At 65.5% G+C, this 25172-nt stretch carries 19 protein-coding genes and 1 pseudogene; 11 read left to right on the top strand and 9 right to left on the bottom strand.

The window, feature by feature from the left end; all coding sequences use genetic code 11:
• The first annotated feature begins 277 nt into the window (after window positions 1-277).
• The 7 genes from EAG14_RS17635 to EAG14_RS17605 all read left to right on the top strand — a co-directional run bounded on the left by EAG14_RS17635 (window position 278) and on the right by EAG14_RS17605 (window position 11715).
• Entirely contained in the window at window positions 278-1645 is a 1368-nt protein-coding gene (locus tag EAG14_RS17635; protein WP_121729657.1) for an NAD(P)-dependent oxidoreductase, read from the top strand.
• A gap of 45 nt (window positions 1646-1690) precedes the next feature.
• The gene (gene preA, locus EAG14_RS17630; protein WP_121729656.1) at window positions 1691-3004 is read left to right on the top strand and encodes an NAD-dependent dihydropyrimidine dehydrogenase subunit PreA; all 1314 of its coding nucleotides are present in this window, start codon (window positions 1691-1693) and stop codon (window positions 3002-3004) included.
• A gap of 112 nt (window positions 3005-3116) precedes the next feature.
• Window positions 3117-4607 carry an NCS1 family nucleobase:cation symporter-1 gene (locus tag EAG14_RS17625; RefSeq protein ID WP_121729655.1) on the top strand — a complete coding sequence of 497 codons (1491 nt, stop codon included), beginning with the start codon at window positions 3117-3119 and terminating at the stop codon, window positions 4605-4607.
• A 74-nt stretch (window positions 4608-4681) separates the two neighbouring features.
• The gene (gene hydA / locus EAG14_RS17620; RefSeq protein ID WP_121729654.1) at window positions 4682-6154 is read left to right on the top strand and encodes a dihydropyrimidinase; all 1473 of its coding nucleotides are present in this window, start codon (window positions 4682-4684) and stop codon (window positions 6152-6154) included.
• Between the two features lie 168 nt (window positions 6155-6322).
• Window positions 6323-7579: a Zn-dependent hydrolase gene (locus EAG14_RS17615; RefSeq protein WP_121729653.1), complete on the top strand. Its 1257-nt coding sequence runs from the start codon at window positions 6323-6325 to the stop codon at window positions 7577-7579.
• A gap of 399 nt (window positions 7580-7978) precedes the next feature.
• Window positions 7979-10054: a bifunctional diguanylate cyclase/phosphodiesterase gene (locus tag EAG14_RS17610; RefSeq protein ID WP_240456830.1), complete on the top strand. Its 2076-nt coding sequence runs from the start codon at window positions 7979-7981 to the stop codon at window positions 10052-10054.
• A gap of 137 nt (window positions 10055-10191) precedes the next feature.
• Window positions 10192-11715 (top strand): methyl-accepting chemotaxis protein, encoded by a 1524-nt coding sequence (locus EAG14_RS17605; RefSeq protein WP_121729652.1) that lies wholly within the window; start codon window positions 10192-10194, stop codon window positions 11713-11715.
• A gap of 135 nt (window positions 11716-11850) precedes the next feature.
• Here the strand turns inward: EAG14_RS17605 and EAG14_RS17600 are convergent, their stop codons facing one another.
• From EAG14_RS17600 to EAG14_RS17585, 4 genes are all read right to left on the bottom strand, one after another.
• Window positions 11851-12924, bottom strand: coding sequence for a bifunctional nicotinamide-nucleotide adenylyltransferase/Nudix hydroxylase (locus EAG14_RS17600; RefSeq protein ID WP_121729651.1), 1074 nt, complete (start codon window positions 12922-12924; stop codon window positions 11851-11853).
• Between the two features lie 119 nt (window positions 12925-13043).
• Window positions 13044-14744, bottom strand: coding sequence for an NAD+ synthase (locus EAG14_RS17595; RefSeq protein ID WP_121730537.1), 1701 nt, complete (start codon window positions 14742-14744; stop codon window positions 13044-13046).
• A gap of 158 nt (window positions 14745-14902) precedes the next feature.
• Complete coding sequence (gene pncB, locus EAG14_RS17590; protein WP_121729650.1) at window positions 14903-16093, bottom strand: nicotinate phosphoribosyltransferase; 1191 nt, start codon at window positions 16091-16093, stop codon at window positions 14903-14905.
• 46 nt (window positions 16094-16139) lie between these two features.
• Window positions 16140-16997: a cysteine hydrolase gene (locus tag EAG14_RS17585; protein ID WP_121729649.1), complete on the bottom strand. Its 858-nt coding sequence runs from the start codon at window positions 16995-16997 to the stop codon at window positions 16140-16142.
• 164 nt (window positions 16998-17161) lie between these two features.
• Here EAG14_RS17585 and EAG14_RS17580 point away from each other — a divergent pair, with 164 nt between their 5' ends.
• The gene (locus EAG14_RS17580) at window positions 17162-17833 is read left to right on the top strand and encodes an NUDIX hydrolase (RefSeq protein WP_099657999.1); all 672 of its coding nucleotides are present in this window, start codon (window positions 17162-17164) and stop codon (window positions 17831-17833) included.
• A gap of 155 nt (window positions 17834-17988) precedes the next feature.
• Window positions 17989-19274 (top strand): annotated as a pseudogene (locus tag EAG14_RS17575) (diguanylate cyclase).
• Between the two features lie 21 nt (window positions 19275-19295).
• On the opposite strand, the gene EAG14_RS17570 reads toward EAG14_RS17575, so the two are convergent.
• From EAG14_RS17570 to metK, 3 genes are all read right to left on the bottom strand, one after another.
• Window positions 19296-19757 carry a hemerythrin domain-containing protein gene (locus tag EAG14_RS17570; RefSeq protein ID WP_099658001.1) on the bottom strand — a complete coding sequence of 154 codons (462 nt, stop codon included), beginning with the start codon at window positions 19755-19757 and terminating at the stop codon, window positions 19296-19298.
• A gap of 9 nt (window positions 19758-19766) precedes the next feature.
• On the bottom strand, window positions 19767-19952 hold the full coding sequence (locus EAG14_RS17565) for a DUF1328 family protein (protein WP_099658002.1): 186 nt from the start codon (window positions 19950-19952) through the stop codon (window positions 19767-19769).
• A 315-nt stretch (window positions 19953-20267) separates the two neighbouring features.
• Complete coding sequence (metK, locus tag EAG14_RS17560) at window positions 20268-21449, bottom strand: methionine adenosyltransferase (protein WP_099658003.1); 1182 nt, start codon at window positions 21447-21449, stop codon at window positions 20268-20270.
• A 131-nt stretch (window positions 21450-21580) separates the two neighbouring features.
• Here metK and EAG14_RS17555 point away from each other — a divergent pair, with 131 nt between their 5' ends.
• Together EAG14_RS17555 and EAG14_RS17550 are read left to right on the top strand one after the other, a co-directional pair.
• Window positions 21581-22432: a lysophospholipid acyltransferase family protein gene (locus EAG14_RS17555; protein ID WP_121729648.1), complete on the top strand. Its 852-nt coding sequence runs from the start codon at window positions 21581-21583 to the stop codon at window positions 22430-22432.
• On the top strand, window positions 22429-23298 hold the full coding sequence (locus EAG14_RS17550) for a lysophospholipid acyltransferase family protein (protein ID WP_121729647.1): 870 nt from the start codon (window positions 22429-22431) through the stop codon (window positions 23296-23298). Before EAG14_RS17555 ends, EAG14_RS17550 begins: the two co-directional genes overlap by 4 nt.
• Before the next feature lie 115 nt (window positions 23299-23413).
• On the opposite strand, the gene EAG14_RS17545 is transcribed toward EAG14_RS17550, so the two are convergent.
• Together EAG14_RS17545 and yihA are read right to left on the bottom strand one after the other, a co-directional pair.
• A complete protein-coding gene (locus tag EAG14_RS17545) occupies window positions 23414-24322 on the bottom strand; it encodes an alpha/beta fold hydrolase (protein WP_121729646.1) in 909 nt (302 codons plus the stop codon).
• A gap of 55 nt (window positions 24323-24377) precedes the next feature.
• Window positions 24378-25076 carry a ribosome biogenesis GTP-binding protein YihA/YsxC gene (gene yihA / locus EAG14_RS17540; protein ID WP_121729645.1) on the bottom strand — a complete coding sequence of 233 codons (699 nt, stop codon included), beginning with the start codon at window positions 25074-25076 and terminating at the stop codon, window positions 24378-24380.
• Window positions 25077-25172 lie beyond the last annotated feature (96 nt).

Genomic DNA, 25172 nt, shown 5'->3' with positions numbered 1-25172 from the left:
TGGAACAAGCGCAGCCGCTAGAAGCTGGCACAGGCTTTGCTCTAGGGATTTTACCAATTGGTAAATTTTTACCAGTGAGTAAATTGAACCACTGGCCGAGCACCGAGCGATCCAAACGCCGGGCATCAGCCGCCCTACCGAGGACCACGATGAAACCTCCGGAAATTGCAAGCGCTGGCACGCCTGGGCTCCAGGCTGTGGTGCCGCGACGGCGCCGTGCGGCAGCTTTGCCCGCCCCCCACCCCTCACCCACTCTCCACCTTCCGGAGGCTTTCTGATGGACACACCCGCAAGCCGTGCCTGCGGCATTCATGCCGCACGCCTGAACCTGGCCGACTACGCCGCCAACTTCAGTGATGCGCACCCGCCGCTGACCAAGCCCCAGGCCCTGATCGAGGCCGAGCGTTGCTACTACTGTCACGATGCGCCTTGCGCCACGGCGTGCCCTACGGGCATCGACATCCCGTCGTTCATCCACCGCATTGCGCAGGACAACAACCGGGGCGCTGCCCGCGCCATCCTGGAGGCAAACCCGCTGGGCGGCATGTGCGCCCGCGTCTGCCCCACCGAGGTGCTGTGCGAGCAGGCCTGCGTGCGCAACACCAACGAGGACAAGCCGGTAGAGATCGGCTCACTGCAGCGCTACGCCACCGACGCCTTCTTTGTCCAGCCCGGTGCACCGCTGTTCCAGCGCGCAGCCGCCACCGGCAAGCGCGTGGCCGTGGTGGGCGCAGGGCCTGCGGGCCTGGCCTGTGCGCATGGCCTGGCCGTGCGCGGGCATGGCGTGGTGCTGTTTGAGGCGCGTCCCAAGCTCGGTGGCCTCAATGAATATGGTCTGGCCAGCTACAAGACGACGAACAATTTTGCGCAGAAGGAAGTGGAGTGGCTGCTGTCCATCGGCGGCATCGAGGTGCGCACCGGCCAGCAACTGGGCCGCGACATCACGCTCGACCGCCTGCTGGGCGCCTACGACGCCGTGTTTTTGGGCCTGGGCTTGCAGGGCGTCAATGCCTTGGGTGTGGCAGAGCCCATGGTGACGGGTTTGCGCAATGCGGTCGACTTCATCGCTGAGTTGCGCCAGAGCGCCGACCTCTCGACCCTGCCCGTGGGCCGCCGCGTGGTGGTGATTGGTGGTGGCATGACGGCGGTGGACGCCGCCGTGCAGTCGCGCAAGCTGGGCTCCGAAGAGGTGACCATCGTCTACCGCCGTGGCGCTGACGCCATGTCCGCATCGGCGGTAGAGCAGCAGTGGGCGCAGACCAATGGCGTGACCATCCGCCACTGGGCGGCACCGAAAGAAGTGCTGAGCGAAGGCGGTGCGGTGAAGGGCGTTCGCTTTGCTGCCACGGCCCTGAGCGGCGGCAAGCTGGTGGAAACCGGAGAGACCTTCACGCTCGAAGCCGACATGGTGCTCAAGGCCATTGGGCAGACCTATGTGGCCGGGCCTGCGGGCAAGACCATAGCCTTGGAGTCGGGCCGCATCGCCACGGACGCTGAGGGCCAGACCAGCCTGCCACGCGTGTGGGCGGGTGGTGACTGCCGCGCTGGTGGGCGCGACCTCACGGTAGAGGCTGTGGAGCACGGCAAGGTGGCCGCAGTGTCCATCCATGCCGCACTGACGGCCCCCGTTGCCCAGGCTGCCTGACGCGCAGCGGCATCCCCCACACAGCACAACACACGGGAGCACCCCATGGCAGACATTCGCAGCAATTTTCTGGGCATCCAAAGCCCCAACCCCTTCTGGCTGGCCTCCGCACCGCCCACCGACAAAGAGATCAACGTCACCCGCGCCTTTGAGGCGGGCTGGGGCGGCGTGGTGTGGAAGACGCTGGGCGAAGACCCCTCGGTGGTCAACGTCAACGGCCCGCGCTACTCCACGCTGATGTCGCAAGACCGCCGCGTGATCGGCTTGAACAACATCGAGCTGATCACCGACCGGCCGCTGCACACCAACCTCGAAGAGATCAAGCGCGTCAAACGCAACTGGCCGGACCGCGCCATGATCGTTTCGCTCATGGTGCCGTGCGAGGAGCAGAGCTGGAAGAGCATCCTGCCGCTCGTGGAAGACACCGGCGCCGACGGCATTGAACTCAACTTCGGCTGCCCGCACGGCATGAGCGAGCGCGGCATGGGCGCGGCCGTGGGCCAGGTGCCTGAATACATCCAGATGGTCACGGCCTGGTGCAAGCACTACAGCAAGCTGCCCGTGATCGTGAAGCTCACGCCCAACATCACCGATGTGCGCCAGCCCGCACGCGCTGCCAAGGCGGGCGGGGCGGATGCGGTGTCGCTCATCAACACCATCAACTCCATCATGGGTGTGGACCTGGACCGCATGGTGATGAGTCCGAGCACGGACGGCTGGGGTTCGCACGGCGGCTACTGCGGCCCGGCCGTCAAGCCTATTGCGCTCAACATGGTGGCCGAGATTGCACGCGACGCGCAGACGGCTGGCCTGCCCATCAGCGGCATCGGCGGCATCACCACCTGGCGCGACGCGGCCGAATACATTGCGCTCGGCTGCGGCACGGTGCAGGTGTGCACGGCCGCCATGGTGTATGGCTTCAAGATCGTGCAGGACATGTGCGACGGGCTGTCGAACTTCATGGACGAGCACGGGTACGCCACGCTCGACGACTTCAAGGGCCAGGCCGTGCCCACGGTCAAGGACTGGAAGAACCTCAACCTCAACCACATCGAAAAGGCTGTCATCAACCAGGATGCCTGCATCCAGTGCGGCCGCTGCCATGTGGTGTGCGAAGACACCTCGCACCAGGCCATCACCTTCACCAAGGAGGGCGGCGTGCGCAAGTTCGAGATCAACGAGGCCGAGTGCGTGGGCTGTAACCTGTGTGTGTCGATCTGCCCCGTGCCCGAGTGCATCACCATGCGGGCGCTGGAGCCGGGCGAGGTCGATGTGCGCACGGGCAAGAAGGTCACCGGCGAATACGCCAACTGGACCACGCACCCGAACAATCCGCAGCGCGTGGCGGCGCAGGCATGACTGTTGCGTGATGGCAAAGGCTGCGTGCTTGTGCCACGGCCCAGAGCGGCGGCGATTGTGTGAACTCCCCGGACACCCTGGTGGCCCCCTTAACCTGTTGAGGAGAAGCTGAATGACGACACCTCAGGCCCACAGCGGCCACGGCGATCTATGGAACGATGACCTGGCACCCACCCAAGCCCACCAGCGCACCTGGCGCTGGTACCACTTCGCGGCACTGTGGGTGGGCATGGTGATGTGCATTCCCGCGTACACGCTGGCGGCCAGCCTGATCGAGAGTGGCATGTCCTGGGGCCAGGCGGTGGGCACCGTCTTTTTGGGCAACCTCATCGTGTTGGTCCCGATGCTGCTCATTGGCCATGCGGGCGCCAAATACGGCATTCCGTATGCGGTGCTGGCACGAGCCTCGTTTGGCACCCAGGGAGCCAAGCTACCCGCATTGCTGCGCGCGCTGGTGGCTTGCGGCTGGTACGGCATCCAGACCTGGTTTGGCGGGATGATGATCTACACGCTGGCCGGGGTGCTCATCGGCCACCCGCTGGAGGGCGACAAGATCGCGGGCCTGGGCATCAACGTCGGGCAGTTGGTGTGCTTCCTCCTTTTCTGGGCCATCCAGTTCTACTTCGTGGTGCACGGCATCGAGTCCATCCGCAAGCTGGAGACCTGGACGGCGCCCATCAAGATCGTGATCTGCTTCGTGCTGTTGTGGTGGGCCTATGACAAGGCCGGCGGCTTTGGCCCCATCCTGGAGCAGCCCTCGCAGTTCGCCCCTGGTGGCAAGAAAGAAGGGCAGTTCAGTGCCGTCTTTTGGCCGTCGCTCACGGCCATGGTGGGCTTTTGGGCCACGCTCGCGCTCAACATTCCGGACTTCACACGGTTTGCCAAGTCGCAGCGCGACCAGGTGGTGGGCCAGGCCATCGGCCTGCCCGTGCCGATGGGCCTGCTGGCGGGCCTGGCGGTGTTCGTGACATCGGCCACGGTGGTCATCTACGGCAAGGCGCTGTGGGACCCGGTGGACCTGGCCAGCCGCATGACGGGCGCTGCCGTGCTGATTGCGCTCATCATCTTGCTGATCGACACCGTGAGCGTGAACCTGGCCGCCAACCTGGTGGGGCCTGCGTACGACTTCTCGGCCCTGAGCCCATCGCGCATCAGTTACCGCGTGGGCGGCTACATCACCGTGGGCATCGCCATTGCGATGATGCCCTGGAAGATTCTGGAGTCCACCCAGGGCTACATCTTCACCTGGCTCATTGGCTACTCGGCACTGCTGGGGCCGGTGGCGGGCATCCTGATGGTGGACTACTACCTCGTGCGCCGCACCGAGCTGGCGGTGCGCGAGCTGTATGACGAGCGCGGCCGCTACAGCTACTCCGGCGGCTGGAACTGGGTGGCCGTAGTGGCCTTCGCGTTGGGCGTGGCGCCCAACATCCCGGGCTTTTTGAATGCAGCGTTCCCTGCCACCTTCCCAGGTGTAGGTGAGTTCTTCAAGCAGATCTACGCCTACGCCTGGTTCATTGGCCTGGCGATCGCTGCGGTCGTGTACCGCGTGGGCATGTCGGGCACGGCCAGCGTGGGCCAGCCTGCGGTGCGCAGCGCATAGGGCGCACCCCTTTCTTTGCACCACTGCGTTTTCCGGGCCGCTGGCGGCGGCCCTCTCATTCCAGGAGCCTTGCGATGACTTCACTCCACTCAACTTCTCCCGCCCTCGTGATCCGTGGCGGCACCGTGGTCAACGCCGACCGTGAGCAACGCGCCGATGTCCTGTGTGTGGACGGCCGCATCGTGGCTGTGGGCGAGGGCGCCGCAGCGCAGGCCCCTGCGGGCGCGCAGACGCTGGACGCCAGCGGCCAGTACGTGCTGCCCGGCGGCATCGACCCGCACACCCACATGCAGCTCCCGTTCATGGGCACCGTCACCATGGACGATTTCTTCACCGGCACGGCCGCCGCGCTGGCGGGCGGCACCACGAGCATCATCGATTTCGTGATCCCCGACCCGCAAGAGCCGCTGATGGGCGCCTACCGCAAGTGGCGCGGCTGGGCCGAGAAGTCGGCGGCCGACTATTCCTTCCACGTCGCCATCACCTGGTGGAGCGAGCAGGTGCGCGCCGACATGGGTACGCTGGTGCAGCAGGAAGGTGTGAACAGCTTCAAGCACTTCATGGCCTACAAGAACGCCATCATGTGCGACGACGAAACCCTGGTGAACAGCTTCAAGCGCGCGCTGGAGCTCGGCGCCATGCCCACGGTGCACGCCGAAAATGGCGAGTTGGTGTACCTGCTGCAGCAGGAGGTCGCCAAGATGGGCATCACCGGCCCCGAGGGCCACCCACTGTCGCGCCCGCCCATGGTCGAGGCCGAGGCCGCCAACCGCGCCATCGCGATTGCTGACGTGCTGGGCGTGCCGATCTACGTGGTCCACGTGAGCTGCATGGAATCGGCCGATGCGATTGCCCGCGCCCGGGCGCGCGGCCAGCGCGTGTACGGCGAGGTGCTGGCAGGCCACCTGCTGGTGGACGACAGCGTGTACCGCGACCCCGACTTTGCCAAGGCGGCCGCGTATGTGATGAGCCCGCCCTTCCGCCCCAAGGGCCACCAGGAGGCGCTGTGGCGCGGCCTGCAGTCGGGCCAGCTGCACACCACGGCGACAGACCACTGCACCTTCTGCGCCGCGCAGAAGGCCATGGGCAAAGAAAACTTTGCCAAGATCCCCAACGGCACGGGCGGTGTGGAAGAGCGCATGGCTGCGCTGTGGGATGGCGGCGTGAACACCGGGCGCCTCACCCCATCCGAGTTCGTGGCCATCACCTCGGCCAACGCCGCCAAGCTGTTCAACATCTACCCGCGCAAAGGCTTCATCGGCGAGGGCGCCGACGCCGACCTGGTGCTGTGGGACCCGCAGGGCACCAAGACCTTCTCGGCGAAGACGCAGTTCAGCAAGGGCGACTTCAACATCTTTGAAGGCCGCACCGTGCGCGGCATCCCCAGCCATACCGTCAGCCAAGGGCGCGTGGTGTTTGCCAACGGCGACCTGCGGGCCGAGCAAGGCAAGGGCCGCTACCTCAAGCGCCCCGCATTTGGCGCCAACTTCCAGGCCGTGAAAAAACGGGCGCAGGACCTGGCACCCACGGCGGTGGCGCGCGGCTGACGGCGCGAACCGCAGGCGAACAGAGATGGGGATTTCCACAGTTTCGCAACTCCCCCAGACCGTTCTGCCTGAGCTTGTCGAAGGCGGCCTTCGTGCCCCGGCTTCGACGGGCTCAGCCCGAACGGTGGTGGAAGCATTCAACATCCCAGACATCCCCCGGAGAACACCATGGACACCCAAGTCAAACCCAACATCGAAAACCTGCGCATCAACGGCGACCGCCTGTGGGCATCGCTGATGGAGCTGGCGCAGATCGGCGCCACCCCCAAGGGCGGCGTGTGCCGCTTGACGCTGACCGACCTGGACAAGCAGGGCCGTGACCTGGTGCTGGGCTGGGCCCGCGAAGCGGGCATGAGCGTCACCATCGACAAGATCGGCAACGCCTTCATGCGCCGCCCCGGGCGCAACAACAGCCTGCCACCCATCATGACCGGCAGCCACATCGACACCCAGCCTACAGGCGGCAAGTTCGACGGCAATTACGGCGTGCTCGCGGGTATTGAGGTGGTGCGCACCCTCAATGACCACGGCATCGAAACGGAAGCGCCCATTGAGGTGGCGTTCTGGACCAACGAAGAAGGCAGCCGCTTTGTGCCCGTGATGATGGGCTCGGGCGTGTTCGCCAAGGCCTTCACGCTGGAGCATGCCTACGCCGCGACCGACACCGAGGGCAAGACGGTGAAGGGCGAGCTCGAACGCATTGGCTACATCGGCGAGCAGGAGCCGGGCGACCACCCCATCGGCGCCTACTTTGAAACCCACATCGAACAAGGCCCGGTGCTGGAGGACCACGACAAGACCATCGGCGTGGTCGAAGGCGTGCTCGGCATCCGCTGGTTTGACTGCACGGTGACGGGCATGGAGGCCCACGCGGGCCCCACACCCATGGCGCTGCGCAAGGACGCGATGCTGGCAGCCACGCGCATCATGCAAGACGTGGTGGCCGCTGCCCACCGCCACCCGCCGCACGGGCGCGGCACCGTGGGCATGGTGCAGGTGTTTCCCAACAGCCGCAACGTGATTCCGGGCCGGGTCAAGTTCAGCATCGACCTGCGCAACAGCACCGATGCGCTGGTCGATGCCATGGTGGCCGAGGTCAAGGCCTTTGCTGACCAGGTGGCCAAAGAGCATGGTGTGCAGGTGCAGATCGACCTCGTCTCCAGCTACCCGGCCCAGCAGTTCCACGCCGAATGCGTGCAGGCCGTGGGCCGCGCCGCCGCCAAGCTGGGCTACAGCCACATGCCTGCGGTGTCCGGCGCGGGGCACGACGCGGTGTACATGGCCAAGCTCGCCCCGGCGGGGATGATCTTCATCCCCTGCAAGGACGGCATCAGCCACAACGAGATTGAAGACGCCCAGCCCGCACACATCACGGCCGGGTGCAACGTGCTGCTGCACGCCATGCTGGAGCGTGCTTTGGTCTGATTTGCTATTAAAAACATAGCTTCTGGCGCTTTTAAATAAAGCTCTAGAGCCTGTTTTTATTAAAATTTCTGCACAAACCTGCAAGGCCTATGGGGTGGGAGAAGAGAGTGCGCGTTTGCGCTGCGCCGCCCGGGGGCGCTGGGCCTGCGTAAGCAGTCCCCCTCTGCCTTGGGTCAAAAAGTGCGTGGAAAAATGCGCGGGTTATGAGAGTATGTAAAAGCCTGTAACGGCTTTTGAAGCAGGTTCTCAGAGCAGGCCTTTGGCCTCAGGTGTCCTCTCCGCCCTTTTTGCGTACCGACTGCGCTGCCTTCCCATGTTTGTTCCCGCTCCTTTGCCCACTTGGTGGGATGCCCTTGTCTGTGTCCGGCCCTTGGGCTGGCGGGCGTGAGGCTGGGCACCGTGGTTTCCCCCGTCCTTCCCAGAAATCCCCCCGCGGCTTCAGCCATCCCCCTGCGCGCGCCAGACGCCTTGGCGCTGGCTGAGCGGGCCCAGCGCTACGCCGCGCTGGAGTGGCTGTCGCGCCCCGTGTGGGTGTTCGACATCGACCACAAGCGGGTGCATTGGGCCAACACGGCGGCGCTGTCGGTGTGGCAGGCCGAATCGCTGCAGGCGCTGTGCGCGCGGGACATGGGGCGCGACATGTCGGGCTCTGTGGCCCAGCGGCTGGCCCAGTACCAGAGCGACTTTGCCGCCTCGGATGCACGCTTTAACGAACAGTGGACGGTGTACCCGGACGGGGTGCCCGTGTCACTCAATGTGCGCTTCAGCGGCCACCGGCTGCCCGATGGGCGCATGTGCATGCTGTGCGAGGCCGAGCCCGTGGGCAGCGTGGCGCCCGAATCCCTGCGCTCGGTCGAGGCACTGCTGCACACCGCGGTGATGATCACGCTGTACGGGCAAGACGGCCATGCGCTGTACCGCAACCCGGCGGCGCGCGCTGCCGTGTTCCAGCCCGACGAACGCCTGGAAGACCGCGTGGGCGACCCGGCTGCCTATGCCGCGCTGGCCGCCAGCCTGGCCAGCCAAGGCGTGGGCACCTTGACCTTGTCGGTGCCCACGCCCACAGGGCAGCGCTGGCACGAGCTATCGGCCCGCCAGTGCCGCGACGCGGTGACGGGGCAACATGCCGTGCTGGTGAGCGAGGCGGACATCAGCGCCATCAAACGCACCGAAGAGCGGGCCAACTTCCAGGCCCTGCACGACGCGCTCACCGGCCTGCCCAATCGCACGCACTTCATGCAGCGCTTTGCCTGGGCGGTGTCCGAGGCCCAGGCGCAGGGGCAGGAGGTGGCGCTGCTCTTCATCGACCTGGACCACTTTAAGGACGTGAACGACACCCTGGGGCACGCGGCGGGCGACCAGTTGCTGGTGACCATGGCCCAGCGCCTGCGCCACGCCAAGCGCAGCACCGACATGGTGGCGCGCTGGGGTGGCGATGAGTTTTTGGTGCTGGTGATGTCGGCCGACATCCGCAAAGACCTGGCGGCGCTGCACGACCGCATCTCTGCCGCCGTATCGACCCCGGTGCGCATTGGCGATGTGGACGCCCGCGTGACCCCCAGCGTGGGCGTGGCGTTGCACCCGCGCGATGGGGACACCATCGAGATCCTGCTGCGCAACGCCGACCTGGCCATGTACGCCGCCAAAGACCAGGGGCGCGACACCATGGCGTTCTATGACGAGCACATGGCGCAAACCGTGCGCAGCCGCACCGAGCTGGAGGCCGAGCTGCGCCACGCCCTGGCGCGCCAGGAGTTCGAGGTGTATTACCAGCCGCGCGTGGCGGCGGGCAGCAACGCCATCATGGGGGTGGAGGCGCTGGTGCGCTGGAACCATCCGCGCCTGGGGCTGGTGTCGCCCGATCAGTTCATCCCTCTGTGCGAAACCACCGGGCTCATCCGGCAACTGGGGCTGTGGGTGTTTGCCCGCGCTGCGCAGCAGCAGGTGGCGTGGGCGGCGCAGGGGTTTGACATGGTGGTGTCGGTCAACCTGTCGGCCCGCCAGTTCATGCACCCCGAGCTGCTGGCCGACCTGACCCGGGCACTGCAGCAAGCGGGGGCAGACCCCAAGCGCCTGGAGGTGGAGATCACCGAGTCCATGCTGCTGGGGCACGACCCCCGGCAGCTGGCGGTGTTGCAGTCCATTGCCGCGCTGGGGCTGTCGATTGCGCTCGATGACTTTGGCACGGGCTACTCCAACCTTGCCTACCTGCAGCGCTTTCCCATCCACACCCTCAAGATCGACAAGACCTTCATCCAGGGCTCGGACGCCAACCGTTCGCTGGCCGAGCTGATCGTGTCGCTGTGCCAGCTGATGAAGCTCACGGCCGTGGCCGAAGGGGTGGAGACGCAGGAGCAGCTGGACTGGGTGGTGGCGCAGGGCATCGCACAGTACCAGGGCTACCTGTATGCCCGGCCTTTGCCGGTGGGGCAGTTCACCGCACTGCTGAAAAACCGCGCCCTTGGGGGCGCGTAGGCGCTCACCCACTTCGGTTGTTAGGCGCTGTATTTACGCCACAAAGCCAACGCTCAAATGCATTGGGTTACCACGTTGCTGTGACATCTCGGTGTATCGTCTGGTTACTTTTTCACCTCTTTTGAGATCACGCAAGCATGAAGCTGAAAACCCGAATCCTGTGGCTGTGCGCTGCCACCCTGCTGGGCCTGGTCGTGTTGTCGGCCGTGGCGCTCACCACGCTGTACCAGTCGATGATGAAAGAGCGCACTGCGCAGCTGTCCAACCTGGTGGTGCTGGCCCACGCAGCCGCGCAAAAAGCGCACGACAAGGAAAAGAGCGGTGCCCTCTCGCGCGAGGATGCGATCAAAGAAGCCACCCGCACCATTGGCAGCTTTGTGGACAAGGACAAATACTTCTTTGTGCGCGGTTTCAGCAACGATGTGAACTACGTGCACCCCAACCCCAAGCGCATCGGCATCGTCGATGAAAAGGGCGGCAAGGAAGCCGGTGTGCGTTACCGCGCGGCACTGCAAGGCGTCACCATCGGCACCGTCACGGCGCCGGGCACCCGCCCCGGTGCGAAGGAGCCGGTGGACAAGCTCTACGCCATCATCAAGTTCGAGCCCTGGGACTGGATCATTGGGTTTGGCGACTATGTGGACGACATTGAAAACGCATTCTGGCGCAACACCGCTATCCTGCTGTCGATTGGCGCGGTGCTGATGCTGGTGATCGCCCTGATGGCCTGGCAAATGCTGCGCACCCTGGTGCACCAACTGGGTGGCGAGCCGCAATATGCCGCCGATGTGGTCACGCAGATCGCCGAAGGCAACCTGGCGGTGGATGTGAAGACCCTGCCGGGCGACACCACCAGCATCCTGCATGCCATTCGCGCCATGCGCGACAACCTGGCCCACCTGGTGCGCCAGGTGCGCGACAGCACCGACTCCATCACCACCGCATCGTCCGAGATCGCCGCGGGCAACGGCGACCTGTCGGCCCGCACCGAGTCGCAGGCCAGTGCGCTGCAAGAGACGGCCGCCTCCATGGAGCAACTGACCTCCACCGTGCAGCAAAACGCCACCAATGCGCGCCGTGCCGACGAGCTGGCGCGTGCCGCCTCTGACATGGCGGTGCGAGGGGGCGAGGTGGTGCACGAAGTGGTCGGCACCATGAGTTCCATCAACCAGTCCTCGCGCAAGATCGTGGACATCATCAGCGTGATCGACGGCATTGCGTTCCAGACCAACATCTTGGCGCTGAATGCGGCGGTGGAAGCGGCCCGAGCCGGAGAACAAGGCCGAGGCTTTGCCGTGGTGGCCAGCGAAGTGCGCGGGCTGGCCCAGCGCAGCGCCGCTGCGGCCAAGGAGATCAAGGCCTTGATCGACGACTCCGTCGCCAAGGTGGGGGTGGGCGCCGAGCTGGTCGAACGCGCGGGCAGCACCATGAGCGAGGTGGTGACGGGCGTGCAGAGTGTCACGGCGATGGTGGGCCAGATCAGCGCCGCCAGCAGCGAGCAAAGCGCGGGCATTGCCCAGGTCAACCAGGCCATCACGCAGATGGACCAGGGCACGCAGCAAAACGCAGCCTTGGTCGAAGAAGCCCTGGCCGCCGCGCAGTCGCTCAGCCACCAGGCCGTGGCCCTGTCGCAAACGGTGGGCAAGTTCCGTGTGGGGTGAGTGAGCACCCCCTGAGTCGCTTCGCGCCTTCCCCCTCTCTGGCATTGCTGCGCAATGCGGAGGGGGACGCCCCCGGTGTGGCGGGGCGGCCCTTGCACGGGGGGCTCCGGTCTGGGGCCGCGTCCGCTTTAGCCGCTAAGCCCGTTTCGTACTGCTGAGCTGTTCGCTGGACATCAATGAGCCTGTCAGTCCCAAAAAGTGGTCCAGCATGTGGAAGTGGTCTTCAAAGAACTCTTCTTCCAGGCCCGCCAGCTGGTCGATGCGCGTCCACTGCACCAGCGCCGCATCGTCGTCGGCCTGCACCACCGGAAACGGCGCATCCCCCAGGTCAAAGTAGTGCGCGTGCGTCAGCGTGCGCCCGCGCTGGCTGCGGTCAGGGTGGTCGAACACGGCCACCGATTGCAAGGCGGCCTGCATGGTGGCCTCGGGCAGGTGGCAGTGGGTTTCCTCCACCAGCTCGCGCAGGCACGACTGCCACACGGTTTCGCGCTGCTCGATGAAGCCGCCGGGCACCGCCAGCTGGCCCTTGCCGGGGGCGTGGGCACGGCGGATCAGTAGCACATGGTTTTGGCAACGCAGCACGGCGTCCACGGTGACGAACACGGGCGGGTAGGGCGCCTTGGCCCAGGCTTCGCGGTAGCCGCGCAGCATGCGCCACTCTTGCTGCAGCGCCGTGTAGTGCGGGGTCTGGGCCAGGGCCTGCAACTGCGCCCGTGTGCTGGCTGGGATGTCTGCCGCCAGTGGCGCCAGTGCTTCGCCCACGGTGTCTGCGGTGGCGCCAAAGTAGGCGTCTCGGATGGTGGTGGCGTCCATGCTGCCCTGGCGCGGCAGGTCGATGAGGGACCAGCCCGGAAAGGCGCGCAGGTAGCTGCTGGTCGCGTCTTTGAAGTGGCCCACCAGCGCGATGCGTGCACCGGGCTGTGTGCGCTCGGCCACGCCAGCGCGCACGGCCTGCACCCACACGGCTTCGTTGTAGTAGTCGCGCACCGGCAGCACTTGCACGCGGGCGCGGTCGGCTTCGGGCAGGGCTTGCAGCAGCATGGCCTGGCGTTCTTGCCAGGTGAAGGGGTTCTTGGGCGAGCGGGCCTGCCAGGCCGATCCCACCACCACTATGACCTGGGGCGCCTGCCGCAGGGCCTCTTGCAGCAGAGCCAGGTGGCCGCTGTGCACGGGTTCAAAGCGGCCGATGAGGAGGGCGGTGTCGTGCATGGGTCTCCAGTGCTTTTGATAGAAATTGCGCTCTTGCGCTTGATAGATCAGCGCAAGCAGCTATTGTTTTTGTAGTGATTTTAAGCGGCGGGGTATGGCATGCATGGTGGAGGACTCCGTCAAACATACCTGGCAGCAATCGGCATCTGCCGCCCGCTGCCAAAGGCCCGGGCCCGCACACGTACGATGGGCGGGGCCTGGCGGCGCTTGTATTCGTTGCGCGCCACCATCATGCGCACGCGCTGCACCAGGGCGCGGCCTGCGTCGTCGGTTTGCAGCTGGGCCACAAAATTCTGGGCCGCCGTGTGCTCGGCGGCAGACAGGCGGTCGCCTTCGATGAGCAGCTTGAGCACTTCGTCCAGCACCGGGTAGGGCGGCAGGCTGTCCACATCGCGCTGGCCGGGGGCCAGTTCGGCAGAGGGTTCTTTGTCGATGATGGCCTGCGGTATCAGCGCGCGCCCCGCGTGTTCGTTGACGTGGCGCGAGAGGGCAAACACTTCGGTCTTGTAGAGGTCGCCAATCAGGCCCAGGCCGCCGTTGGTGTCGCCATACAGCGTGCAGTAGCCCACCGAGATTTCGCTCTTGTTGCCCGTAGTGAGCAGCAGGTGGCCAAAGGCGTTGGAGTATTCCATCAGCACCGTGCCGCGAATGCGGGCCTGCAGGTTTTCAAGCGGCAGGCCTGCCAGTGGCTGGCCAAAGCTGGCCTCAAACTGCTGGGCGTAGCCCGCCACCAGCTCGGCGATCGGGTGCGTGAAGAGTCGCACGCCTAGGTTCTGGCACAGCGCCACGGAATCATCGACCGAGCCGCTGCTGGAGTAGCGCGAGGGCATGGTGATGCCCACCACGTTGTCCGCACCCAGTGCCTCCACAGCAAGCGCCAGCGTGAGCGCGCTGTCGATGCCGCCCGAGCTGCCCACCACCACTTGCTGGAAGCCGCAGCGCTGGGCGTAGTCGCGCAGACCCAGCACGATCTGCTGGCGGTAGAAGTCCATGGTGGGCAGACCCTTGGCGGGCACGTGTGCGGGGGTTGCGCCTTCGGCGGTGCGGAAGTGGCCGTTGTCAAACTGCAGGGTGCGCACATCCTCCACAAAGCGCGCGGCCTCAAACACTACGCCCGCATCGGGCTCGGCGGCAAACGAAGCGCCGTCGTACACCAGCTGGTCGTGCCCGCCGACCTGGTTCACGTACAGGATGGGCAGGCCGTGGCGGCGTGCTGCGTCGCCAAAAATCTGGTGGCGCTGTTCGCGTTTGCCGATGTGGCTGGGGCTGGCGTTGATGCTCACCACCAGGTCGGGCGCGGCGTCGCGCAGGCGCTCGAAGGGGTTGGTGGCGTAGTCGGCGCCGTGGTCGTTCCAGCCGTCTTCGCAGATCAGCAGGCCTACCTGGGCGCTGCCGATGCGCAGCACCTTGGCCACGTCCGGGCCAGGCTCAAAGTGGCGGCGTTCGTCAAAGATGTTGTAGGTGGGCAGCAGCTGCTTGGCGTATTGCAGGCGAACGGCGCCGCCTTGCAGCACCAGCAGGCTGTTGTGCAGCTTTTTGCCGGGGCCTTGCGCGGGCGTGGGCGCACCCACCACCCAGTGCAATTGCGGCAGGGTGGCAGAGGCCTGCTGCAGCGCGGCCAGGCCAGCCGCGATGCGTTGCTGAAAGCCGCTTTCCTCCAGCAGGTCGCCGGGGTAGTAGCCGCACAGCGACAGCTCGCTGAACACGACGAGGTCGGCCTGCTCGCGGGTCGCTTGCTGCGCGGCGGCCACCATGCGGGCCACGTTGCCTTCGATGTCACCCACGGTGACGTTGAGCTGGGCGAGGGTGATGCGGAGCATGGTGTCATTCATCCTAAGGTTCGAGTTCGTCGGTAGCCGCCGCCCCTGGCGCAGCCCATGCCAGGGACGCCGAGCAAGGGCCTATGCCGGCCGTGCCGCCCCGCAGCGAGGGCGTCGTCCCCCTGGGGGGAAGGCGCGAAGCGGCTCAGGGGGGCTTCTTATGCAACATGGAAGACTTGGCGCAGATAGGCCAGGTACGTTTCATCGTCGCACAGCGTCTTGCCGGGCGTGTCCGACAGCTTGGCCACGGGTTGCCCGTTGGCGCGCACGAGTTTCATCACGATGTTCAGTGGCTTGTGGTCCGCGCCCATGTCGTTGGTGAGGTTCGTGCCAATGCCAAACCCGAGCTGCGTGCGGTCGCCAAAGTGGCGGTACAGCATCAGGGCGCGTTCCAGGTCGAGGCCATCGGAGAACACCAGCCGCTTGGTGTGGGCGTCGATGCGCAGGCGGGCGTAGTGCGCGAGGGCCTTCTCGCCCCAGGCCACCGGGTCGCCCGAGTCGTGGCGCAGGCCATCAAACAGCTTGGCGAAGTACAGGTCAAAGTCGGCCAGAAAGGCGTCCATGCCCACGGTGTCGGTCAGCGCAATGCCGAGGTCGCCGCGGTACTCCTGCACCCAGTCTTCGAGCGCGGCCTTTTGAAAGTCGCGCAGCCGCACGCCCAGGGCCTGGTAGCTTTGCAGGTATTCGTGCGCCATGGTGCCGATGGGCACCAGGCCCAGATCGCGCGCCAGCAGCACGTTGCTGGTGCCCTTGAACCACTGCGGTGTTTGGGTGGCAAAGGTCTGCACCACCTCGCGCTGCCAGGCCCCGCTGTAGCGGCGGCGCAGGCCAAAGTCGAACAGCTCGAACGGGTGGCGCAGCGTGGCTTTTTGCGCCAGGGCCTGCAACTGCTGCACCTTGGCGGCCAGGCGCTTGCGGCCGCTGGCGAGGGCTGCAGTGGCATCGAAACGGCGGAAGTACAGCTCGTTGACTATGGCCAGCACAAAAATCTCAAACCCCATCACATGCACCTGCGGGCCACGCGCCACGATGTGCAGTTGCTCGCCTTCGGCCCAGGCGCTGATGAAGCTGCGCTGGAACTGGAAGATGCGCAGAAAGTCCACAAAGTCGCTTTGGATGTAGCGCAGCCCGGCCACGTAGGCCAGCTCATCGGGCGTGAAGCGCAGCGTGCACAGGTGGTCCAGCGCGGCGTTCACCTCGGGCAGCAGTTCGGCCAGCGGGTAGGCGGGCGTGTTGCGGCACACAAAGCGGTACTCGCTTTGCGTTTGCGGGTGGCGGTGCAGCAGCGCCTGCCACATGGTGAACTTGTAGAGGTCGGTGTCGAGCAGGCTGGTGATGACGGGTTGCATGGTAATGCTCACTTATTAATAGCTGCTTGCGCTTTATGGATAAGCGCTAGAGGCTGATTTCATTCATATTTGCAAGCTGTGCGCCCGCAGCGCGCATGCCCTCCAGAAACGCCTGGTGCTGCGCCTCGAACCCGCCCACGGGGCCCATGCCATCGGTCAGCAGCACGATGCGGCTGGCCTGCCAACCCGGCAACAGGCGCGGCAGGTGCTGCACGATGTGTTCGGTGGTCGATCGCACACAGTGGCTGCTGGCCTCGCCCGCAATCAGCAGCACATCGGCCTGGCCCAGCTGGCGTAGCAGGGCGGTGTTGAGGGCGGTGCTCTCGTCCGCAGCATCGGGCACCTCGGCCTCGATGGCGCTGTAGTGCTCGGTCCAGGGGTTGGTGCCCTTGAACACGTTGCGCACGGCGCGCTGGCGCTGCAGTTGCCATGCGCCGCAGGCGGCCAGCACGTCGGCATGCACGCCGTGGCCCCAGCTGCCCACCTCGCAGTGCACGGGCCACACCATCAGCGTGTAGCGGCCTTGGGCTTCGAGTGCGTCCAGGTACTGCAAGGTGCGGGGCAGGGCGGCGGGGTTGCGCGGTGTGAACTCAGCCGCACGCACCTGGGCGGCGGTGATGGGGGTGAAGGGCGCCACATCGGCCCCCGCGCCGGTCTGCCAAAAGCCGGGGTGGGCGATGTCAAAACGCTGGTGCGAGTCGAGCGTGACGGTGATGTCGTCAAAGTGGCCGCCTTGCTGGCGGATGAACTGGGCCAGGCGCTGCATATCTGCATGGGCGCCCGGCACGGGCAGGGCGGGCGCGGTGCGCTGGCCGGTGAGGGCATCCACGGGCTGCCATGCGGCAGGCAGGTCGCAAAAGTCGTTTTGCGGGTCGATCACCAGCAGCTGGATGTTGCGGGCCATGGTCTTCTCCTTGGTGTGTGGGTGCAGTGTAATCTTGTTAGTACAAAAAATAAACTAAGTAAGTTGAAAAGACTTGTTTCATGGAAAGTGCGAGGAATTCGCTCTCGAAGGAGCCGTGCCTGAGGCCGGTCTTGGTTTGTTCATGCTTGTGACAAACTCGGCGCATGACCGAACCCACCATGCCCGCTGTGATCTGTACCGTCGATGTGGTGCTGCTGACCCTGCAGCAAGGCGCGTTGCAAGTGGCCCTGTTGCGCCGCGAGCGTGCGCCGTTTGCCGGGGCCCTGGCGCTGCCGGGGGGCTACATCCATGCGCAAGAGGATGCCGATGCCCAGGCCAGCGCGGCCCGTGTGCTGCGCGACAAGGCGGGGCTGCAGAGCCCGTACCTGGAGCAACTGGCTACCTTCTCTGGCCCGGTGCGCGACCCTCGGGGCTGGTCGCTGGCCGTGGCGTATTGCGCCCTGGTGCCGCCCGAGGTGCTGGCGGGCACGCCGTTCACATTGGTGCCAGTGGCCGGGCTGCCCGCGCTGCCGTTTGACCACCGTGCCATGGTCGATGCTGCCGTGGCCCGCGTGCGCAGCAAAAGCCAGTATTCGTCCATGCCCGTGCACCTGTGTGCCGAGCCGTTCACGCTGCCGCAGCTGCAGGCCGTGTACGAGGCGGTGCTGGGCGAGCCCGTCAACAAGGTGAGCTTTCGCCGCAAGATGGACGAGCTGGCCATGCTGGAGCCCGTGCCGGGGGCGCTGCAGACTGGGGCGGCGCACCGGCCTGCGCAGCTGTACTGCATCAAGCCGGGGTTTCGGGGCAGCTTGTCAACCAGCAGCCGTGGTTTGTAGGCCATTGCGGCGGTTTGGCAGAAATTTGTTGGACGGGTGGTGCCGAATCTGGCACAACCGCAGCCACGGTGGCCTGTCACACAGGGCGGGTAAGGTCACTGCACCCAACGCGCGGGGCTGCTGCTGAGCGGCGCGCACTATTTTTCTCATGATGCATGTGTCGGCTCCGGTGCCGAGACGCGGGAGTGTGGATGTCGATACGACTCAAATTCAATCTGGTGCTGGCGGTGGTGCTGCTGCTGGCGGCGGCGGGCGCGGGCTTTTATGTGCATGGCTTTTTGCAAAAGGCCGCCATTGATGAGGTGCGCCACAACTCGCAGCTGATGATGCATTCGGCCATGGCGATCCGCGACTACACGACCGAGCTGGTCAAGCCGCACTTGGACGAGAAGCTGGAAGAGAAATTCCTGCCCCAGACGGTGCCCGCCTATGCGGCCACCGAAACCCTCAAGCGCCTGCAAAACCGTTTCCCGGGCTACGAGTACAAAGAGGCCGTGCTCAACCCCACCAACGCGCGCGACCGCGCCAATGAGTGGGAGGAGCGCGTGATCCAGGACTTTCGCGATGGCAAGGTGGACCTGAAGCAGGAAGTCAGCGGCGAGGTGGGCGAGGGCATGCACCGCGCGCTGTACGTGGCCCGCCCCATCACCATCAAGCAGCCGCAGTGCATGGCCTGCCATAGCAGCCCGGCCGTGGCACCGCCCACCATGCTCAAGATCTACGGCGAGAAGAACGGCTTTGGCTGGGCCATGAACGAGACGGTGGGCGTGCAGGTGGTGAAGGTGCCCATGTTCTACCCGCTGGAGAAGGCGCGGCAAACGTTCTACACCGTGATGGGCGCGCTGGTGGGCAGCTTTGTGCTGTTGTTCGTGGGGCTCAACCTGTCGCTGTCGTCGCTGGTGATCGAGCCCATGGCGCGGCTGAACCTCAAGCTCGAAGACCTGGCCACGAAGGACTTCCTGACCGACTTGGTCAACCGCCGCCGCTTCTTTGAGCGGCTGGAGACCGAGATGTCGGCCATCCGCGTCAAGAACAGCAGCCTGTCGGTGGTGATGTTCGACATCGACTTCTTCAAACGTATCAACGACACCTTCGGGCATGACTCGGGCGACGTGGTGCTCAAGAGCACGGCGCTGCGCGTGCGCGAGCTGCTGCGCTCGTCCGACTGCGCGGCCCGCTTCGGGGGGAGGAGTTCATCATCTTGCTCAAGGAAACCCCGCTGGACGCCGCCATGGCCATCGCCGAGGCGGTGCGTGCGCGCATTGCAGGCACGCCGTTTGACGCGGTGGGCCATGTGAGCGCCAGCTTTGGCGTGGCCACCTGGGACCACAAGGAAGACAGCCATGCCCTCATCAAGCGCGCAGACGAGGCCCTGTACGTGGCCAAGTCGCAGGGCCGTAACTGCGTGGTGCAGGCGAAGGAGCCTGGCGCGGCCGCGTGATGAGCGCAGCGGCTGGGGCGGTCACGCCGCGGCCGAAGAGGCCAGGCTCGCCTTGGCCGCCGCGTACTCGCTGACGTAGCCCCCGGCCAGCGTGGATTTTTGCGCGTCGGTCAGCAGCTTGCCGGCCATCTGAAAGAAGCGCTGCTCCTCTTCGTGCAGGTGGTGTGTCACCTTGTCTGCCAGCTTGCGCGCCAGGGGCAGCCAGCCGGGGCTGGAGGCATCGGTGGCTTGCAGCGCCTCGACCAGTTCGTCGATCGCGTGGTGCTCGGCAATCGCGTGGCGCGAGAGGTCCACGCCCGGATCGAGTTGCATGAGCGGAATGTAGAAGTGCCGCTCTTCGGCCAGCGCGTGCACGGCCAATTCGTCTTTCAGCGTGGCAAAGAGGCTGTGGCGGTCGGGGGTGTCGCCGCTGGTTTGCAGCATCTTGGCTGCCAACGTGCGTTGCAGTTCATGGCTTTGGCGCAAGGCTTCAAAAATGGTCATCGCGCGCCCTCACTTCAGCGCACTGCGCACAGCACTGGCGCCCTTGATGGCGAGCACCACAAACACCACCGCGAGCACCAGGAACAGCACAAACAGGATTTTTGCAATGCCAGCGGCCCCGGCCGCTACGCCCGTAAAACCCAGCGCCCCGGCCACCAGGGAAATCAGGGCAAAGATGATCGCGTACTTGAGCATGGGAACGTCCTCCGTGGGTGGTGTAGAGGGCAACCTGCGGGTTGCCAAGAGCCTCCACGATAGGTGCGGGCTGGCAGCGGCGCTGTAGGCCTGCCGAGCTGCGGTGTGTAGGAGGTGCACGCAAGAGGGGCGCACGCGCAAGGTGCCTGTGGGGCGATGGCCCTGCCATTGGAGTCGGGCATGAAAAAGGGCCCGAAGGGCCCTGAAGGAAGAGGCGATGTTTGCCGCCTTGTCCGTACCTTGGTCTGCGTTCACATCGCCGACGCGATATGAACTTCGCCCGAAGACCGATACCGCGCTGTCAGCGCGGCGGGCTTACAGCCCGGCTGCTGCGCGCAGCGCAGCAGCTTTATCGGTCTTCTCCCAAGTGAACTCGGGTTCTTCGCGGCCGAAGTGGCCGTAGGCGGCGGTCTTGCTGTAGATGGGGCGCAGCAGGTCCAGCATCTGGATGATGCCCTTGGGGCGCAGGTCAAAGTGGGCCTCCACCAGCTTGGCGATCTCGTGGTCAGGGATCACGCCAGTGCCTTCGGTGTACACGGTGATGTTCATCGGGCGTGCCACGCCAATGGCGTACGCCACCTGGATCTGGCACTGGCGCGCCAGGCCTGCGGCCACGATGTTCTTGGCCACGTAGCGGGCAGCGTAGGCGGCCGAGCGGTCCACCTTGCTGGGATCCTTGCCGCTGAACGCACCGCCGCCGTGGGGGCAGGCACCGCCGTAGGTGTCCACGATGATCTTGCGGCCAGTCAGGCCACAGTCGCCTTGCGGGCCGCCGATGACGAAGCGGCCGGTGGGGTTGATCAGGTACTTGGTGTCCTGCAGCCACTCTTTGGGCAGAACGGGTTTGATGATTTCTTCGATGCAGGCCTCGTAGAAGCTGGCCTTCATCTTGGTGGCGGTCTCCGACTGGTCGGGGCTGTGCTGGGTGGAGAGCACCACGGTGTCGATGCTGTGGGGCTTGCCGTCCACGTAGCGCATCGTGATCTGGCTCTTGGCGTCGGGGCGCAGGAAGGGCAGGCGGCCGTCCTTGCGCAACTGGGCCTGGCGTTCGACCACGCGGTGGGCGTAGTAGATGGGGGCGGGCATCAGCTCGGGCGTTTCGTCGCAGGCGTAGCCAAACATCAGGCCCTGGTCGCCCGCGCCAATGTTCAGGTGGTCGTCAGACGCATGGTCCACGCCCTGGGCGATGTCGTTGGATTGCTTGTCGTAGGCCACCAGCACGGCGCAGCCCTTGTAGTCGATGCCGTACTCGGTGTTGTCGTAGCCAATGCGCTTGATGGTGTCGCGTGCGACCTGGATGTAGTCGACGTGGGCGTTGGTGGTGATCTCACCGGCCAGCACGACGAGGCCGGTGTTGGTCAGCGTCTCAGCGGCCACACGGCTCTTGGGGTCTTGTTCGAAGATTGCGTCCAGGATCGCGTCAGAGATCTGGTCTGCCACCTTGTCGGGGTGGCCTTCAGAGACGGATTCCGAGGTAAAAAGAAAGTCGTTCGCCATTTGAATAAACTCCTGTGTTCCGGCATTTTGGGCGTCGCCCGCAGCCTAGGGAGCTTTGGCGAACGCTTTAGCAGATTTTTTTTACGTCGCCCTGCAAGTTGCTCATTTAACTCAGCGACCCACATATTTTAATGCCAGTCGTCTTCCGTTTCTTTTCCGCGTTCCCGCTGTGGTTGCTCCACAGCATCGGGTGCGTGCTGGGCTGGGTGGCTTTCGCTGCCTCTGGGGTGTATCGCAAGCGTTTCTTGGCCAATGCCGCGTTGGCGGGGTATTCGTTTGCACAAGTGCGCGCCGCCGTGGGGCACGCCGGGCGCATGGTGGCCGAGCTGCCCCGGCTGTGGCTGGGCACGCCCGTGCCTGTGCGCATTGAGGGCGAGCCCTGTGTGGAGCAGGCGTGGGCCGCCGGGCGTGGCGTGATTTTTCTCACCCCCCACCTGGGGTGTTTTGAGATGTCGGCCCAGGCCATTGCCACGCGCTGGAGCGCGCAGCAGGGCCCCATCACCGTGCTGTACCGCCCTGCGCGCCAGGCCTGGCTGGCCAAGGTGCAGGAAACCGCCCGCAACCGCCCTGGCATGCAGGCCGTGCCGACCACGTTGTCGGGCGTGCGGCAGATGATCAAGGCCCTGCGCCGTGGCGAGGCCGTGGGCCTGCTGCCCGACCAGGTGCCGCCCGAGGGGCTGGGCGTGTGGTCGCCCGTGTTTGGCAAAGAGGCCTACACCATGACCCTGGCCGCCCGCCTGGCACTGCAGACCGGGGCCACCGTGCTGCTGGTGCGCTGCGAGCGCGAGAGCGCCGGGCGTGGCTTTGTGATGTATGCCGAGCCATTGCCCCAGCCGCTCGATAGTGACCTCAACACCGCCGTAGGGCAGATCAACAGCGCCATGGAACATGTGATTCGCCAATGCCCCGGCCAGTACCTGTGGGGCTACGGCCGCTACAAGCAACCCCGCGCTGATGCGCCGCAGCCCGAGGTGTCCGCATGATGAGTCGGCTGGGTGTGTGGTTCATGGGCGTGCTGGCCCATCTGCCGCTGCCGCTGCTGCGCGGCATAGGCGCGCTGCTGGGGCGGGTGTTGTTTGTGCTGGCGGCGCCCCGGCGCAAGATCACCCTGCGCAACCTGGAGCTGTGCTTTCCTGAAGCGTCTGCAGCCCAGCGCACACAGTGGGCGCGTGAGAGCTTCATCGTGTTTTGCCAGACCTGGCTGGACCGCAGCTGGCTGTGGTCGGCCCCGCAGTCGGTGGTGGAGCGGCGCGTGAAGCTGAAAGGCGCCGTGCACGAGCTGGAAGGGGACGTGCCCACCATCATCTTCGCCCCCCATTTTTACGGCATGGACGCGGGCGGCCTGGTGCTGCCGCTGCGCACGCAGCGCGCATTCACCTCGATCTTCTCCACCCACCCGGACCCGGCCATTGACAAGTGGTTCATGCAGGGGCGCCAGCGCTTTGGCGATGTGCGCATGCTCAATCGGGCCGATGGCGTCAAGCCCATCATCGGCAACCTGCGCAAGGGCGGCCTGCTGTACCTGCTGCCCGACATGGACTTTGGCGCGGGCGAGTCGATCTTTGTGCCCTTTTACGGTGTGCAGACGGCCACCGTGCCGTCGCTCTCGCGCTTTGCGCGCCTGGGCCGTGCCAAGGTGATCGGCATGTACACGCGCCTGACCCCCGAGGGCTATGTGGCCGAGCTGACCCCCGCCTGGGACCACTACCCCACCGACGATGTGGAAGCCGACACCGCCCGCATGAACCGCGAGCTGGAGACCTACATCAACACCATGCCCGGCCAGTACTACTGGGTGCACAAGCGCTTCAAGACGCGGCCTGAGGCGCAGGCTTCGGTGTACGAGTGAGGGGGCTCCACGCAGTGGCTGCAGCGGCGGTCGGTGGCTATTGAGCGTAGAAGTAGATAAAAAAATGGCCGCTAGCGCTTGCAGAATAAGCGCTAGCAGCTATTGATTTAATAGCTTACCAGTTCAGCTGCAAGAAGTGCCCCAGCTCCTGGGCGATGCGCTCGGGGTGCTCGTGCACTACCCAGTGCGATGCCTGCTCGATCTGGCGCAGCTGCAGCCGGTGCACCCAGTCGGGCAGGCCATGCAGCAGGCCTGGCAGCAAGGCCGGGTCGTCCATGGCCCACAGCACCAGTGTGGGCACGTCCACGCGCAGCATCGACTCGGGCAGTTCCACGTCCAGCGCGGCGCGGTCGCCCTCGCGCGGCGGGCGCAGGGGGCTGGCGCGGTAGTAGTTGCAGGCGCCCGTCAGGCCCTGGCGCCACAGGGCGCGGTACTGCTCGCGCACGGGGGCGGTCAGCCAAGCGGGCGCCTGGCCCTCGGGGGTGTTGAAAAAGGCGAAGAGGCGCTCAAAGTCGTTTTCTGCCAGCAGCGCTTCAGCGTCGGGCCTGCACAAAAAGTGCATGTACTGGCTGGCGGCCTGTTGCGCCGGGTTGCTTTGCAGTTCGCGCAAAAAGGTCCCGGGGTGGGGTGAGTTGATGATGGCCAGGCGCTTGAGCCACTGGGGCTGCTGGTTGGCCAGGTTCCAGGCCACGGCGCCGCCCCAGTCATGGGCCACCAGGCATTCCACCGCACCAGTGGGGCAGGTGGTGGAAATCAGGGCGATCAGGTCTTGCACCAGGTGCTTGGCACGGTAGGCCTCGGTGGCCGGGGGGCTGCTGGATTCGCCAAAGCCCCGCAGGTAGGGGGCGATGCAGTGGTAGCCGCCGTTCTCGGGCCGGGCAAAGTGCAGCAGCAACTCGTCCCAGATGAACGCCCCCTCGGGGAAACCATGCAAAAACACCAGCACCGGCCTGCCAGGCATGCCGCTTTCGCGGCACTGCAATGAAACGCCGTGGGGCAGGAGGGCGGTGCGGGTTTGGATCATGGCGAGTTGCTATGGGTTTGATAGCTTCTCGTGCTTTCTCATCAAGCGCTAGAGGCTATTTTTGCTGTGATTCCTCGTCGTCGCTGGCGGGCTCGGTGGATGCGGCGGCACCCGGGGCACCATCGGCGGCGGCTGGTGTGCCTTCTGCGCGCACGGGGTGCGCCCATTGCCACAGCAGCTGTGCCACATCGTCCACGCCTTGCTTCTTGAGGGCCGAGAACATCTTCACCTCTCCGCCGCCCGCGTTCAGTCGCGTAATGGACAGCACCTTGGCTTGCTCAGACCGCGTGAGCTTGTCAGCCTTGGTCAGCACGATGAGGAATTTCAGCCCCTCTTCAACGCGCGGGCGCACCACTTCGAGCAGGGCTTCGTCCAGCTCGGTCATGCCCAGGCGGGGGTCGCACAGCAGCACGATGCCGGTCAGGCTGGGGCGGCTTACCAAGTAATTGACCATCACCTGCTGCCAGCGCACCTTGTCCGAGCGTGACACGGCGGCATAGCCGTAGCCAGGCAGGTCGGCCAGCACGGCGTCGGTCACGCCCTGCTTGCCCAGCGAGAACAGGTTGATGTGCTGGGTGCGGCCAGGCTTCTTGGAGGCAAAGGCCAGCTGCTTTTGCTGGGTGAGGGTGTTGATGCACGTGGACTTGCCCGCGTTGGAGCGGCCCACGAAGGCGATTTCGGGCACATCGATGGGCGGCAGGTGGTGCAATTGGGCCGCGGTGGTCAAAAAACGTGCGGTGTGCATCCAGCCCATGGCCGTTTTAGCGTCTGGCACAAGCACAGGGGCGCCGTCAACTGGCGTGGAAGGTGGGGTAGTCATGGAAAGTTGGGATGCTCTGGAGCCTCATTG

This window comes from Acidovorax sp. 1608163 (genome assembly GCF_003669015.1).
GTDB lineage: Bacteria > Pseudomonadota > Gammaproteobacteria > Burkholderiales > Burkholderiaceae_C > Acidovorax.
The sequence above is the reverse complement of the archived record's forward strand: the minus strand, read 5'-3'. Positions and strand labels throughout refer to the sequence as shown.